Here is a 14578-nt window from a genome sequence, read left to right as displayed (position 1 = left end):
CCTACTACCTGGCGCAAACCGTGATCGTTCAGGAACAGGCGCTGAACGCCGCCCAGCAGCAGATCGAGCAGATGCAAAGCCAGCCCCCTCAGCAGGGGGGCGGCCTCTTCGGGCGGCTGTTCGGGGGCGGGCAGCCGCAGCCCGTGCGGCCCATGGCCCCGCCCCCGGCGCAGGCTTATGGCCAGCATCCGCAGCACGGCCATGGCGCCAGCCCCTGGAACAGCGGCCGCCCGGCGGGTGGCGGCTTCATGGCCGGGGCGGCGCAGACCGCCATGGGCGTGGCGGGCGGCGTGCTGCTGGGCAATGCCATCGGCGGCATGCTTGCCGGTCCGGCCGAGGCCGCCGAGGCGGCAGCCGGCGAGTTCATGCCCCAGGAAGACGCCGGCTTTGACGAAGGCGCCGACGCGGGCTTCGACGACAGCGAATGAACAGAAGCTGCGATCTCGCAGCCGCCCCGGCGCCCATTGACGGCGCCGGGGCGATCAGGGCCCGACCCCCTGCCCGGACTGTCCGCCACGGATGTCTCTGCCTGCGGCAACGCTGTTTCCGGCCCCGGCCAGGCCCGGCGGTTTCGAATTCCGCGAGCCCTGGGGCGTATCCGCCGCATCCAACCTGATGCCGATGCCGATGCCGCATCCGGCAGGAGATCGATAAAGGCGCAAGCCGGACGCGGCCGCGTGTTTGGTCAGGCGATTAGGTCCGCGTCGCCACAGGAAAGCGGCCCCCGAAGGGGCCGCTGCCGGGTTCTCAGACCACCTTGACGGCGATGTTGTCCACGCCCTCGACATGGCCGGTCATCACGTCGCCGCGGACCACCGCGCCGACGCCCGCCGGTGTGCCGGCGAAGATCACGTCGCCGGGGCGCAGTTCGAACAGGCGCGAGAGATAGGAGATCATTTCAGGCACTTTCCAGATCATCTGGTTCAGGTCGCCCTCCTGGCGCAACTCGCCGTTGACCTCGACGCGGATCGCGCCTTGCGTGGGATGGCCCACCTCGGACACCGGATGGATGGCCGAGCAGGGGGCCGAGGCCTCGAAGGACTTTCCGGTCTCCCACGGACGGCCCATCTTCTTCGCCTGGCCCTGCAGGTCGCGCCGGGTCATGTCCAGCCCGACCCCATAGCCGAAGACGCAGTCCAAGGCCTTGTCCAGCGGAATGTCCGTGCCGCCCGATTTCAGCGCCACCACCAGTTCGATCTCGTGATGCACGTCGCTCGTCTCGGTCGGATAGGGGAAGTCCTTGCCGGGCGGAACGATCGAGTCGGGATTTTTCTGGAAGAAGAAGGGCGGCTCCTTGTCGGGATCGTGGCCCATCTCGATCGCATGGCCGGCAAAGTTGCGGCCCACGCAATAGATCCGGCGCACAGGGAACACCTTGTCGCTGCCGGCCACCGGGATCGTCGGCGTGGGTTCCGGCACGAAGACGTAGTCCGCCATCTTGGTCATCTCGTTCATCATCTCGCTCCTGCGTAGTATTCGATGCGTTTTTCCGCGTTTTCCACGACCGCCGACAGCACCATTGCCGCGGCGAAGAGAAACAGTGTGAGCGCCCAGAACCGCTCCATGTCGAAGCTGCGGGAATACAGCTCGAACAGTTCGCCATAGCCGATCACGGCGACCAGGATCTGCCCGATGACCACCCCCTTGACCCCGCGGATCACCCCGATGCGGATTCCGGCAAGGATCTCGGGCAGCGCCGCGACCAGGATGATCTTGCGCATGATCGTGGCGCGCGAGGCGCCATAGGAGCGTGCCATCTCGACCAGCGAGGGGGGCACCTGCATGACGCCCGCGCGGGCATCCAGCACGATGATCCAGACTGCGAACAGGAAGACCGTCACGACGATCGTCGCCTCGCCCATGCCGAACAGGATCATCAGCACCGGCACCAGCGCGGACAGCGGCGCGCTGACAAAGATGTTCACCCACAGCCCGAAGATGTTGTCGATGATCTTCACCCGACCCATCATCACGCCCAGCGGCACCCCGACCCCGATCGCCAGCGCCATGCCGATCACGAAGGACCGAACCGTCACAAGCGTGGCGTTCTGCCAGGAGCCGGTCTGCATCAGGTCGAAACCTGCGACGATGATCGCGGTCATCGGCGGGATCAGGAAGATCAGGTCAAGCCGGCCGACGATCTCCCAGACCAAGGCCCAGACGATCAGCGAAGCCATCATGGGAATGCGGTATCCGAACAGTGTCATGACCAGTCACTCCGCATAATGGCGCAGGCCTTGCCAGATCTCCTCGACCACGTCGAGATAGCCCGGGTCGCGCCGGATGTCGTCGGGGTCGGCGGTGCGGTCGATCCTGGGGTCGATGATGTTCGACACCCGGCCGGGGCGGGGCGACAGCAGCACGATCCGGTCCGAGACATAGACCGCCTCCTCGATCGAGTGGGTGACGAAGATGAAGGTCTTGCGCTCCATCTCGACCAGCCGCAGCAGGTCCTCCTGGAACTTGCGGCGGTTCTGCTCGTCCACGGCCGAGAAGGGCTCGTCCAGCAGCAGCACGTCGGCGTTCACCGCAAAGGCGCGGGCGATGCCGACGCGCTGGCGCATCCCGCCCGACAGCTCGTGGGGATACTTGTCCTCGAAGCCCTGAAGCCCGACTTCCCCGATATAGCTGCGGGCGATGCGGTTGCGCTCGTCCGCCGGGACGCCCTTCAGTTCCAGCCCGAAGCCCACGTTGCGCAAGACCGTGGCCCAGGGCATCAGCGCGAAGTCCTGGAAGACGAAGGCCCGCTCCGGTCCCGGCCCCGTGACGGCGCGGCCGTTCACGATGATCCGCCCCGAGGTTGCGGGCACCAGCCCCGCGATGATCTTCAAGAGCGTGGTCTTGCCGCAGCCCGAAGGGCCAAGCAGCGTCGTCAGCTTGCCGCGCTCGAACTGCAGGTCGATGCCGCGCAGCGCCTCGACGCTGCCATAGTGCTTGCAGATCCCCTCGACCCGCACGACCGGATCCCTGGTGACGACGCTGGCGGGATCGAACTCGTCGGCCGCCAATGCGGTGGCGTTCATCTCAGCTCCTCCTCTTTTCGGGGCGCATGACATTGGTCTCGAACCACTGCAGCACGGCCAGCGTGACGGTGGACGCCGCGATGATGGAGGCCACGGCGGCATACATGTGCGCGTAGTTGGCGACGGAACGGTGGTAGGTGATCAGGTCGCCGATCCCCGTCGGCGTGATCAGCAGTTCGGCCAGCATGACGCCGATGAAGCCGGCCGCCACCCCCAGACGCAGCCCCGCGAACAGGACCGGAGCCGCGTCGGGAATGATGATCTTGAAAATCTGCTGGCGCCGCGTTCCCTGAAACGACCGGCACATGTCCACCAGCGAGGGATTCACGTGCCGCACCGCCTTGTAGGAGTTCAGCACGATCACCGGCAGCGCAAGCATGATGACCGCCAGCGTCTTGGCGACCAGCCCGATGCCATAGACAAAGGTCACCAGCGGCACCAGCGCGGCCATCGGCGCGGCCTGCAGCACGATGAACACCGGCGCAAGCAGCCATTCCATCCTGTCCGAGAGGCCCATGACGATGCCAAGCGCGATCCCCAGCAGGGCCGAGATCGCCACGCCAAGCACCAGCGGCTGCAGCGTCAGGAAGAAGGCCCGCACCATCGAGCCGTCCGCCACCATTTCGGCAAGGGCCGCAAGCGTGTCGAGAAAGGTCGGGAAGGCAAAGCTGATCGGGACGCGGCCCGCGATTTCCCATGCCGTGAACAGGACCAGAAGCGACAGCACGACCCAGAAGGACCGGCGCCGTTCGGCAAAGAGGCGCAGGGCCTGCCTTGTGGTGGCCGCAGGGGCCACCACCTTCACATCTTGGGACATGACGCTCATCTCACTGCGTCCCGATCCTGCCAAGCACGCTGTTCAGAATGGTCAGATCCCAGAAATCCTCGACCTTCAGATCCTCGGGCTTGCCTTCCAGCGCCCCCGAGGCGGTGTAGAAGGCAAAGTCGCTGCGCGCCGCCTGCTCGCCGCCGCCGTTCAACGGCAGGGCATCCTTCATTCCCGCATAGTATGGCTCGATGTCGGCCAGCATCTCGGGCGTGGCGTCGGGCAGCAGGTTGTACTGCTCGCGCAGCTTCGTCACGACGGTGGGGTCCGCCGCGATCTCGCGCCAGGTCGTCACGATCGCCTCGACCAGCTTGCCCACGTCCTCGGGATTTTCGGCCAGGTAGTCCGTGTTGGCGAACATCGCCTCGTCGGTTGCCTCGACGCCAGCCAGCGGCAGGAAGGCGAAGCGGTCCGGCGCCTCGGCCTCCAGCACGCGCTTGCCCGAGGAATCGACGATCGTCGCCTTGACGTTGCCCTGCAGCAGGGCGCCCGTCCGCACCTCTGCCCCTGGCACATAGGCGATGCCGGAATATTCGATGCCATGCTTGTCGGCCATCATCTGCATGATCGCCTCGGTTCCCGAGCCGCGGGAATGAACGGCGATCTCCTGCCCGTTCAGGTCGGCCCAGTCCTGGTAGAACTCGGTATTGACGACCGGATACATCTGCAATTCGCTGAGCTGCAGGAAGATCCGGATCGGGGCCTTCACCTTCTGCAGCAAGGCATAGGGGCCGCCGATGCCGATGTCGGCCTGCCCGCTGACAACCGCCTGCGCGGCGATGTCCTCGCTTTTCAGGAAGGTCGCCTCGATCTTGACCCCCTGCTCCTTCGCGCGCTCCAGTGCGATAAGCAGGCCCAAGGTTTCGATCGTGGCAATGTCGCCGAAGGCGATGCGCATCGGATCGGCCGACGCGGCGGCCGGAAGCGCCACTGCAAGCGCGGACACCAGCGCCGCGGAGCGAATCCTGTCAGCAAGAAATCCCATCTGTTCCTCCCCTGGAACGGGCTCCTCCAAGCCCAATCTGGAACCAATGCTCTCATTGATTCCGAAATGTGTCAACGAATTCGGAAGGGGTGAAGGATCATCCTTTCTGCCGAACCCCTGCTTTACTAGACAATACCGCCGCTTAAGCGCGTTTTCGGAGACGAATTGACATTTGATATCCATATGCCATTCATGAACCAATGTGAAAATTGGTTTAGACATGCAGAATATCGACACGAGCCCGCTGGAGAAGCTGCGGGCCTATCTTGAAACCGCCGACCTTGGCGAGGACGGCCGCCTGCCCCCCGAGCGGGAACTGGCGGAAGCGCTCGACATGGGCAGAACCGTCCTGCGAAAGGCGCTGGCGACCCTGCAGGGCCAGGGCCTCGTGTGGCGCCATGTCGGCAAGGGCACCTTCATGGGCGAGCGGCCGGTCGCCAGCGCCACCGACATCAACGCCCTTGTCCTGCGAACCAATCCGATGGAGGTGATGGCCGCCCGCCTTGCCTTCGAGCCCGAGATCGCGCGCCTGGCTGCGGCGAATGCCACCGGCTCTCAGATCAACGACATGCGGGCCTGCGCCCAGAAATGCCGTCAGGCGCCGACCTGGCGCCAGTACGAGCATTATGACAACCGCCTGCACCGTTCCCTGGGCGAAGCAACGCAGAACGCCCTGCTTCTGGCGCTGCTCGACACGATGACAACCGTGCGCCGTGCCGTCACCTGGAGCCGCCGCCGCGACAAGCCGGACCGCCCGCCCCGCGACCACCACAGCTTCGAGCAGCATGACCGCATCCTGGAAGCGGTCGCGGCGCGTGATGGCCAGGCCGCGGCGGACGCGATGCGCACGCATCTGCGCACGGTGGAGCAAAACCTGCGGGAAAGCCTGGGGAACTAGGCGGGGCGCGGGAATGCGGCGACCCCCCTGCCCTGTTTGTGTGCAAGGCCGCCGCTGGGCAGCGGATCAGACGAACTGGACGTCGCCCTCGGAAAGCCCGTCCATGCCGATCACGGTGATCGAACCGCAGCCCAGGACGATCACACAGTTCGCACCGTCCTGCACGATCGACAGGTCGTCGAATTCGTCCAGGTAGGGCCCGAAGCCCCGCATTTCGATGACGTCCAGGCCCGCCTGGAAGTCGTGGATCGTGTCATGGCCGTTGACGGGCCTGAAGACAAAGCTGTCGCTGCCGCTGAGCGTCATATCGACCAGCGGGGGATCCGCATACCATTCGTCCTCGGTCGCCTCGCCCAGAAAGATGCCGCTGCGGAACTTGGCGTCCCCCCACATCTGGTCGTCGCCGAAGTCGCTGATCAGGCGATCGTCGCCGCCCTGTGCCGTGCCCAGCATCTGGTAGGCATCGCCATAAAGCACATTCTGTCCGCTGTGGCTGGCGATCACGGTGTCATCGCCGCCCCGCGAGAACAGATAGCGTGCATCGCCCTGCAGGGTGTTGTCGCCGTGTTCGCCGCCGCGGACCAGGTCGTTGCCGCCGCGCCCCCGGCTCAGCAGGTTGGCGTCGCCCGCCAGATCGTTCACGGCATCTCGGCCGCCGACAAGGACATCGGCTGCCAGCCGGCGCGCGCTGTCCACTTCCTGGCCATCGCCCCGCATGATGTTGTCGGCATGATCGCCGCCGACCAGCGTGTCACGTCCGGTCCGGGCGGAATCCGAAATCTCCATGCCATCGCCATAAAGCGAGTTCTCGGCATGGTCGCCCCCGACCAGAAGGTCCCGGCCGCCCCGGGCCGCATCCTGCATGAACACCCCGTCCCCGACCAGGAAGTTGGACAGGGCGCCGTCGCCGCCGAAGATCCGGTCGTTTCCGCCTTGCGCCTCGTCGAACATCTCCTGCGCATCGCCATGCAGGAAGGACTGGGTTCCGTCGCCGCCCCCCACAAGCCAGTCGTTGCCGCCCCGGCTCGTGTCGAACATGAGATCGCCATCGCCGGTCAGGACATTGAATAAAAACGCGCCGCTGCCGCCGACCAGCAGGTCGCGGCCGCCGGACTGGCTGCCCGACATCTCGACCGCATCCCCTGTCAGCCCGTTGTCCTCGTCATCGATGCCGACAAGAATGTCGGCAAGCCCGAGCCGCCCGACCAGATTGACCATTGCACATGCTCCCGACAAAAAACAGGCAAAGCCAGCCCAAGGGGCTGGGGAAGGCTGGGTGTTTCACGGTCTTCTGCGTGGAGAAAGCCTAACCGATTTTCGCCTCTGGCGATAGGGCTTGTTGGCGGGATCAGCCTGCATCTGTGCGACGGGCGATACGGTCCAGCAGGCGCGTGACATGGTCGGGGCCTGCCGGCACGATGCCGGCGGGGTTCAGCGCCCTGATCGAATAATAACCCGCCTTGATGTGGTCCAGGTTCACGGTCTCTGCGACGCCGGGCAGGCGCAGGACGCGCTCCAGATAGGCCGACAGGCGCGGGTAATCGGCGATGCGGCGGATATTCGTCTTGAACAGCCCGTGATAGGCCGCGTCAAAGCGGATCAGCGTCACGAACAGCCGGATGTCGGCTTCCGTCAGCCGCTCGTCCAGCAGGAAGGGGCCGGTCAGCCGGTCTTCCAAGCGGTCCAGCATGGCGAAGACGCCGGCCACCGCCTCGTCATAGGCTTGTTGCGAGGATGCGAAGCCGGCCTTGTAGACGCCGTTGTTGAGGCTGTCGTAAATCTCGGCGTTCCGTGCGTCGATCTCCGCTGCCAGATCGGCTGGGTAAAGATCGGGCCGGCCCGGGGCCAGCTCGGCAAAGGCGCTGTTGAACATGCGCAGGATCTCGGCGCTTTCGTTGCTGACCGCGCGGTCCGTCCTTTCGTCCCAAAGAAGCGGCACCGTCGCGCGGCCCGTATAGCCGCCATCGGCGCGGGTATAGAGTTCATGCAGACGGGACGCCCCGTGCAGCGGGTCGGCATCAGCGCCCGGATAGCCATCGAAGGCCCAACCCTGTTCGGTCAGAACCGGGTTGACCACGGTCACGGCGACCAGATCTTCCAGGCCCTTCAGCTTGCGCGCGATCAGCGTGCGCGAGGCCCAGGGGCAGATCAGCGCGACATACAGGCGATAGCGCCCGGCCTCGGCCGGGAAGCCGCCGGACCCGGTCGGTCCGGGGCGTCCGTCGGCGGTGATCCAGTTGCGAAAGGACGAGACCTGCCGCACGAAGCGCCCCTCGCCGTCCCTTGCCTGGACCGGGTGCCAGTCCGCCATCCATGTGCCGTTCACCAGCATGGCTTTTCTCCTTTGCGGATGGGGCCGTGCCGCCGGGGCACGGCCTGTCGGGATCAGGCGCGCTTGCCGGTCGGCGCCAGGGCGTAGGGCCCATCACCCATGATGGCGACTGCCGCCTGGACGATCGCCCACATCGCCGGGTATTCCCAGCCACCGTTCGGGTTTGACCAGTTGAAGCCGCTGCTTCCGTGACCGAAATAGGCGGCGCCCAGCAGGACCGGCACCAGGGCCGCCGACACCAGCCGCACCTTGATGCCCAGGATCAGCGCAAGGCCGCCCACGATCTCGGCCAGCATGGTCAGATAGCCAAGCGCGCCGGGCAGGCCGATGGATTCGAAATAGCCTGCCGTGCCCGCGGGGGTGAAGACGAACAGCTTGACAAGCCCGTGGAACAGAAACAGCGCGCCGGTCGTCACGCGCAGCGCAAGGATGCCCAGAGGGGCGGTCTTCGGGTCGATCATGGTCATTCTCCTGATGGAAGCGGCCAGGGATACGATGGGCGGCGGCCCTGCTTGCGCCCTCTGGCCAATGGTGATGACCGGAATATGCGGCTGGAACGGCCTGGCGAAAATGGCGGCATTGGCGTATGACTTTCCCCATGGCGTTCCGGATGGATGGTGGATGGATCTGGTCGACGGAATGCGGGTCTTTGTGGCGGCGGTGGAAACCGGGTCGTTCTCGGGCGCGGCGGCGCGGCTCGGGATTTCGCCCAAGCTCGCCTCGAAATACATGGCCGCGCTCGAGGCCCGGATGGGCACGCAGCTTCTTTACCGCACGACGCGCCGCCTGGGGCTGAGCCCCGCCGGAGAGCGTCTGATGGCGCAGGCCCCGGCCTGGCTGGACCAGCTGGAGGAGATGGCCGCAGACATGCGCGAGGCGCAGCGGGGTTTGTCGGGCACCATCCGGGTTTCGGCGGCGGTGACGCATGGCGAACTGCTGCTGGCGCAGTTGCTGCGCCGATTCCGGTCGGCCCATCCCGACCTGGTGATCGACCTGCGCCTGTCGGACCACTTCGTCGATCTGGCGGCCGGGGGCATCGATCTTGCGGTGCGCATCGGGCAACTGGACGATTCGTCGCTGGTCGCCCGCAGGATCGGCAGCATGAGCCTGCTCCTGGTGGCCTCGCCGGGCTATCTGGAAGCCCGCGGCCATCCTGCCGCGCCAGAGGATCTGGGCCATCATGACTGTATCCGCGACACCAACATGCGCGGCGACGGCACCTGGGCACTGACAAACGCGACGGCGGAACAGCGCGTCCGGGTCACGGGCCATTTCCTCGTCAACAGCGCCCGCAGCGCCCGCGACCTGGCGATGATGGACGAGGGAATCGCGCTCTGTCCAGACTACCTCGTGCAGGACGACATCCGCCGCGGACGGCTTGAGCGGGTGCTGCCCCACTTTAGCGGGCCGCAGCGCGACATCCATGCCGTCTATCTGCGGCAACACCGTATTCCACGCCGCACCAGGACCTTGCTGGACTTCCTGGTGCAGGCGCTTGGCAGCATCGAGGCGGAGAAGCGGAGGGAGACATAGTGCAGCCGGCCCGGCGCATTCCGCCGACCTTGGCAGGCATCCGCTACCCGAAGGCAGGTTTTACTCTGTCGAAGACTGATCTTCCGCGGGGGCTCGGTTGACCGGAAACATGTCCTCGCCATAGTGGTGAAGCTTGACGTGATGGCGTCGGCACAGCCACCTGACGTTCAGGGGTTCGTCGTAGCGGTCATGGTGGGCATCGACCTTTTCGGCGCCGCAAACCTCGCAGGATTGCTTTGTCAGCTTTCCCGAACTGATCGCCTGCTGCACGGCAAGGTGTGCCGTGTACTTGGCCGGATTGGCCCGGCGCCAGTTCGTCTGACGGGTGTCGCTCTTCAGCATGAGGGTGCCCTGCCCTGTTCCGCTCGTCTGGCCAGACTGATCATCCATCCATGGAAGGTAAACTGATCTTCGTCGACTGTCGCAAAGGTCACTTGTGGCCGTTTCGTGCGGGCAAGGTCAATCCCGACCAGCCGCGATCCGGCCCGGCAACCTCCGGGAATCAGAGCCGAGATGGCCTCCGGAACCATCCGGAAGCACAGAAAGATCCCCGAAGGTCAAGGCGAAGGAAGTCTTGCCAGCCGGGCGGCGGGCACTGGCAAACAGGAACAAAAGGCCGCCCGGCTGACGAGCCCGTCATGTCTGCTCTTTACCTCAGGGGAAAGCTGTTCTTTTGGACATGGCGCGTTCTGCGACCGCGGCTGGCTCGGTCAGGGCAGCGTCCCTCGGCCACCGCTGAATGTCGCGTGGCGCGGGAAATCCTGCCCCCTTTCCGGGGCGGCTTTTCCAGAAATGGCAGGGAAGTCCCCCTAGCCCGCTTCGATGCGCACCTGTGTGATGCGGACGTCCGCGCGCCGGACTGCGGTGCGCAGCCGGTCCATCAGATGGGTGCGTAAATAGGCGGCGTGGAATCGGCTGGGGGCGATCAGCGTCAGGCAGCCATCCTTGATCTCGCCATCGGCAAGGCCCGCGAACCAGGCGTCGAACAGCGCCCGGTCCTCGGTTGCCAGATGCGCGCGCGCGGCGCCCCAGATGCCGCCTTCGGCTGCGATCTCGGGGCGGCGGAAGGGCACGACGGTGGTATCGCTTGCTTCCGGCTCGGACTCGCCGCTGAGACGCGCGACATAATCGGGACCGATGTTTGGCCAGGCCGCGCGGGTGTCCAGCATGATCCGCTCCAAGCCCAGACCCAGAACCGATACCCTGCCCCGCGCCCCCTGCCGCTTGACCGTGATCCAGCCCAGGCCCCGCAGACGCGCCATGTCGCGCTTGACGGTGCGTTCATCCACGCACCACAGCCGCGCGATCTGGCGCTGGCCGATCACGAGTTCGTCCGATTGCCAGTTGTATCGCGTGGTGATCAGCGCCATCAGTCGCAGGACCAACCGCTGGTCCTGTCCATCGCCTGCCAGGGCATGGGCCATCATGGCCGACAGGATGTCGTATTTCTTGGCCGCGGCCTCTCGGCCTACAGCACGGATCCGCTGCATCGCCCCGTGTCCCGTCCTTTGTTCGAACTGCCCCTGCGGTGACGCCCTTCGGTTCCAGGAAGGTGCTTTCAAACGCTTTTCGTCATCGCTCTCGCATTTGCGTTCCGTTCTTCGATTCTGTCAAGAGATTCGGCCCCTGGTTTTTGCAGCGCGAAGCTGAGGGCAGAGATAATCGGTATTAATGGTATAGGGGGACATCTGAAGGCGTCCCCTATTCGGGCTGGAATGTCACCCAATTTCTTGCGGGGTTCCTGAACCTGTCCCCCAATCGCTTGCGTCCTGTGCCGAACGACTGCCGACGCTTCGGAGGCGATTCGCCCAGCAGGGGCTGGATTTGCAGCAGAACCGCATTTCAATGAACTTGGGTTTTGCCAAAGATGCAAATCCGACGTAAAAGCAGGATCAGGAATAATCTGCGTCCTCCATGACAGGCCCATGATGTATACTCACCAAGACCTCGCCCGGCTGCAGAGCCAATCCCTGAAGATGCAAGGATGGATCCGCCGTCAGACCTTCAGCCCCGACAACGAGAAGACCCTGCGCCGATTCTCGAGCTGGGAGGTTTCCGAGCTGATCTTCCGGATGAACCAGTCCACCTTCCGGGGCAAGCTGGCGGCGGATCCGAACCTTCCCCTCGGGGAAGTCGAGGAGGACGGTCGCCAGCGCTGGTTTTCCCTGGAGGAGATCAACGAGCTGCGCCGCCGCATCAGGGTCAGCAAGAAAAGCCTGCTGCCTCCCCGGCCCGCCAATCGACGCGCGTTCCGCGCGGCCATCGCCAATTTCAAGGGTGGCGCGGGCAAGTCGACAGTCGCCCTGCACTTTGCCCATGCCGCGGCGCTGGACGGCTATCGGGTGCTGGTCGTGGATTTCGATCCGCAGGCCACGCTGTCCCATTCAATGGGCCTCACCGATGTGGGCGAGGATCACACCGTCTGGGGCATCATGGCCCGCGACCTGGAGCGCGAGACGGATCGCATGAACAGCGCCGCCGCGGGCGCGGAAAGCGGAACCGCCCTGCCCCAGCGGAAGCTGCCCTCCTCGATCCGCGACATGGGTCTGGGCTCGTTGCGCCCGGCCGATTTCATCCGCCCGACCGCCTGGCCCACCATCGATATCGTGCCCAGTTGTGCCAACGCGGCCTTTGTCGAATTTGCCAGCGCCCAGTACCGCCACCTCAACCCCGAGTGGACGTTCTTCGGCGCCGTGTCGCGGTTCCTCGATTCCCTGCCCGATGACGCCTATGACCTGATCCTCTTCGACTGCCCGCCGGCCATCGGCTATCAATCGATGAACGCGGTCTTTGCCGCGGACATGCTCTATATCCCATCCGGCCCCGGCTACTGGGAATATGACTCGACCACCAGCTTCATCGGCCAGCTTTCCGAGGCGCTGGAGGATCTGTCCCATGGCTTCGAGAACTTCCCCACGGGGAAGATCGCCCTGCCGAAGGCCTTCGTCGACATCCGCTTCCTGATGACCCGGTTCGAGCCAGCTAATGAGCTGCATCAGGCCATGCTCGGCGCTTTTCGGCAGGTCTTTGGCGAACGCATGGCCCAGCATCCGATCGAACTGACGCGCGCCGTCGAACAGTCCGGCCGTTTCCTCAGTTCGGTCTACGAGATCGACTACCGGGAAATGACTCGCGGCACCTGGCGTCGGGCGCGTGCTACATTCGACCAAGCCTACGAGGAATTCCGGGGGCATGTGCTGGCTGCGTGGGACCAGCTGGAGGACAAGGCATGAGCCGCAAGCGTCGCATGTTCGATATCGAGGTTCCTGCCGAGGAGCCGGAAAACTTCCCCGCAGGGAAGGAGGCAGACAAGGCGCAGCGCCGCGGGCCGATGGCCACGGCGATTGTGGAAACGGCAGAGTCGACGCGGGACCGAGCCTTGCTGGAAGCCACCATCCGCGCCGAGAATGATGCCCTGGCGCAGGAACATGTCCGTCTGAAGCGCGCAGGCCTGATCGTCGACCTTGTCCCGTTGGACGCCATCGACACCCACAAGCTGATCCGCGACCGTGCGCCAGCAGCGGATTTCGAGCTGGCCGAACTGGTGCAATCCATCCGCGATATCGGTCTGTCGAACCCGATCCGGGTCGAGCCGGGCAGGGACGGCCGATACGAGTTGATCCAAGGCTGGCGTCGCCTGACGGCTTTTCGCAAGCTGCTGGAGGAAACCGGCGATGCCGAACGGTGGGGCCGCATCCCCGCCGGCATCGCCGCCCGGGGCGATGCGCTCGAGCAGCTGTATCGCCGGATGGTCGATGAAAACATGGTGCGCAAGGACATCTCCTTTGCCGAGATGGCCCAGCTTGCGCTGCACTACGCGATGGATCCGCAGACCGCCGAACACGATCCTGACCGGGCCGTGGCGCTGTTGTTCAAGTCGGCCGGGTACCAGAAGCGCAGCTATATCCGCAACTTCATCCCCCTGGTTCAGGCCTTGGGCGAGGTGCTGATGTACCCCCAGGAAATTCCCCGTGCCCTTGGCCTGTCGCTTGCGCAGCGCTTGGCCGAAATCCCCGGCCTTTCCACGGCTATTGCAGCCGAACTCAAGGACTGGGACACGCGCTCGATCAAGGATGAGTTGGATGTGCTGCGCCGTTTCGCAGGGCAGGGGTCCGATCTTCCTGAGGACATGCCCGAGGCCCTCGGCAAGCCGGCTAGCCCGCCCGTGCCCGAGCGCCGCGCCAAGACGACCTTCCAGATCCCGCGCCCCCAAGGCAGTGCGAAATGCACCGCCGCAAATGGCCGCCTCGAAATCCGCCTGGCGCGAGACTTCTCGACCGTGGACCGGCGCAAGCTGGAAGCGGCGGTGGCGGCACTTCTGGACCAGATCGGCTGACGGGCAGGGCAGGGGATGCGCTACGCGGGGCCGCTACAGCGTCCCCGCTGCGCTCAGGTCCATGTCGCGGCTGCTATCAGAAGCATCCCGACGGACAATGGACACCTGTTGCTGTTGCCGCGTGGGATGCGCTCACACGTGACATCTGGCCAGCTCACGATAGCAGCCACGGTCTGCCGGGGATCAGACTGGCGCATGTCCGCTGGGATCGTCGGCAGCCGGACCCTCGTGCTTGGGGCGGGGGCATGATTTGGCTGCAGCAATTTGATCAGGCGTGACAAGACACACGGGCTTCAGGACCAGAATACAATTCTATAAGAGGTGATGAAACGACCGTTTAAGGAATTGTTTATAACGGCTTGGGCTTGGCGCAGGTGATCAAGGAACGGAATTCAAGGGCAGTAGAAGCCGACCACGAGTGTACCTGCTCAGGAAGTGGAGGGGAGAGAAGGGCCACCAGTGCAGCAGCCCACCTTTACTGCCAAGGTAATCCGCAGATAAGCTAAAAAATGCGGCCACTGCTAATCAGCACCCAAGAATATTCCTCTGTTGTCTCGGCTCACCCCTTGTAACTGGGGCAGATTGCGGGGCGATGTGAGTTACGCCGGCTGCGCGCCTACGAGATCGGGCAGCGGGAGGATGCGC

The 14578-nt window shown here is 64.9% G+C and carries 15 protein-coding genes; 5 read left to right on the top strand and 10 right to left on the bottom strand.

Annotated elements, in window-relative coordinates; all coding sequences use genetic code 11:
- Window positions 1-428, top strand: a 428-nt coding sequence (locus tag OU682_RS21605; protein WP_268944271.1) for a DUF2076 family protein, incomplete at its 5' end; no start/stop codon positions are given.
- A 319-nt stretch (window positions 429-747) separates the two neighbouring features.
- Here OU682_RS21605 and OU682_RS21600 read toward each other — a convergent pair.
- The 5 genes from OU682_RS21600 to OU682_RS21580 are packed head-to-tail and all read right to left on the bottom strand — an operon-like array spanning window position 748 to window position 4834.
- Window positions 748-1437, bottom strand: a complete 690-nt coding sequence (locus OU682_RS21600) for a fumarylacetoacetate hydrolase family protein (protein ID WP_268944272.1) — start codon at window positions 1435-1437, stop codon at window positions 748-750.
- Between the two features lie 17 nt (window positions 1438-1454).
- Window positions 1455-2207, bottom strand: a complete 753-nt coding sequence (locus OU682_RS21595; RefSeq protein WP_268944270.1) for an ABC transporter permease — start codon at window positions 2205-2207, stop codon at window positions 1455-1457.
- A 6-nt stretch (window positions 2208-2213) separates the two neighbouring features.
- The gene (locus OU682_RS21590; protein WP_268944269.1) at window positions 2214-3023 is read right to left on the bottom strand and encodes an ABC transporter ATP-binding protein; all 810 of its coding nucleotides are present in this window, start codon (window positions 3021-3023) and stop codon (window positions 2214-2216) included.
- Window position 3024: 1 nt separating this feature from the next.
- Window positions 3025-3840, bottom strand: a complete 816-nt coding sequence (locus OU682_RS21585) for an ABC transporter permease (protein WP_268944268.1) — start codon at window positions 3838-3840, stop codon at window positions 3025-3027.
- Between the two features lie 10 nt (window positions 3841-3850).
- Window positions 3851-4834 carry an ABC transporter substrate-binding protein gene (locus OU682_RS21580; RefSeq protein ID WP_268944267.1) on the bottom strand — a complete coding sequence of 328 codons (984 nt, stop codon included), beginning with the start codon at window positions 4832-4834 and terminating at the stop codon, window positions 3851-3853.
- Window positions 4835-5054: 220 nt separating this feature from the next.
- Between OU682_RS21580 and OU682_RS21575 the strand changes: the two genes are divergently transcribed.
- A complete protein-coding gene (locus OU682_RS21575) occupies window positions 5055-5732 on the top strand; it encodes a FadR/GntR family transcriptional regulator (protein WP_268944266.1) in 678 nt (225 codons plus the stop codon).
- 66 nt (window positions 5733-5798) lie between these two features.
- Here the strand turns inward: OU682_RS21575 and OU682_RS21570 are convergent, their stop codons facing one another.
- From OU682_RS21570 to OU682_RS21560, 3 genes are all read right to left on the bottom strand, one after another.
- Complete coding sequence (locus tag OU682_RS21570; protein ID WP_268944265.1) at window positions 5799-6950, bottom strand: hypothetical protein; 1152 nt, start codon at window positions 6948-6950, stop codon at window positions 5799-5801.
- A gap of 130 nt (window positions 6951-7080) precedes the next feature.
- On the bottom strand, window positions 7081-8064 hold the full coding sequence (locus OU682_RS21565; protein ID WP_268944264.1) for a glutathione S-transferase family protein: 984 nt from the start codon (window positions 8062-8064) through the stop codon (window positions 7081-7083).
- Window positions 8065-8117: 53 nt separating this feature from the next.
- Window positions 8118-8525, bottom strand: coding sequence for a DoxX family protein (locus OU682_RS21560; protein ID WP_268944263.1), 408 nt, complete (start codon window positions 8523-8525; stop codon window positions 8118-8120).
- A gap of 160 nt (window positions 8526-8685) precedes the next feature.
- Here OU682_RS21560 and OU682_RS21555 point away from each other — a divergent pair, with 160 nt between their 5' ends.
- On the top strand, window positions 8686-9597 hold the full coding sequence (locus tag OU682_RS21555; RefSeq protein ID WP_268944262.1) for a LysR family transcriptional regulator: 912 nt from the start codon (window positions 8686-8688) through the stop codon (window positions 9595-9597).
- A gap of 60 nt (window positions 9598-9657) precedes the next feature.
- Here the strand turns inward: OU682_RS21555 and OU682_RS21550 are convergent, their stop codons facing one another.
- Both OU682_RS21550 and OU682_RS21545 read right to left on the bottom strand, forming a co-directional pair.
- The gene (locus tag OU682_RS21550) at window positions 9658-9939 is read right to left on the bottom strand and encodes a hypothetical protein (RefSeq protein WP_268944261.1); all 282 of its coding nucleotides are present in this window, start codon (window positions 9937-9939) and stop codon (window positions 9658-9660) included.
- Between the two features lie 467 nt (window positions 9940-10406).
- Entirely contained in the window at window positions 10407-11087 is a 681-nt protein-coding gene (locus OU682_RS21545) for a DnaA N-terminal domain-containing protein (protein ID WP_268944260.1), read from the bottom strand.
- Between the two features lie 438 nt (window positions 11088-11525).
- On the opposite strand from OU682_RS21545, the gene OU682_RS21540 reads away from it, so the two are divergent.
- Window positions 11526-12830 (top strand): AAA family ATPase, encoded by a 1305-nt coding sequence (locus OU682_RS21540; protein ID WP_268944259.1) that lies wholly within the window; start codon window positions 11526-11528, stop codon window positions 12828-12830.
- On the top strand, window positions 12827-13933 hold the full coding sequence (locus OU682_RS21535; protein WP_268944258.1) for a ParB/RepB/Spo0J family partition protein: 1107 nt from the start codon (window positions 12827-12829) through the stop codon (window positions 13931-13933). Before OU682_RS21540 ends, OU682_RS21535 begins: the two co-directional genes overlap by 4 nt.
- The last annotated feature ends 645 nt before the right edge of the window (window positions 13934-14578 follow it).

Origin of the sequence: Paracoccus benzoatiresistens (assembly GCF_026913015.1) — a bacterium.
GTDB lineage: Bacteria > Pseudomonadota > Alphaproteobacteria > Rhodobacterales > Rhodobacteraceae > Paracoccus > Paracoccus benzoatiresistens.
This window is presented reverse-complemented; position numbering and strand designations above follow the sequence as displayed.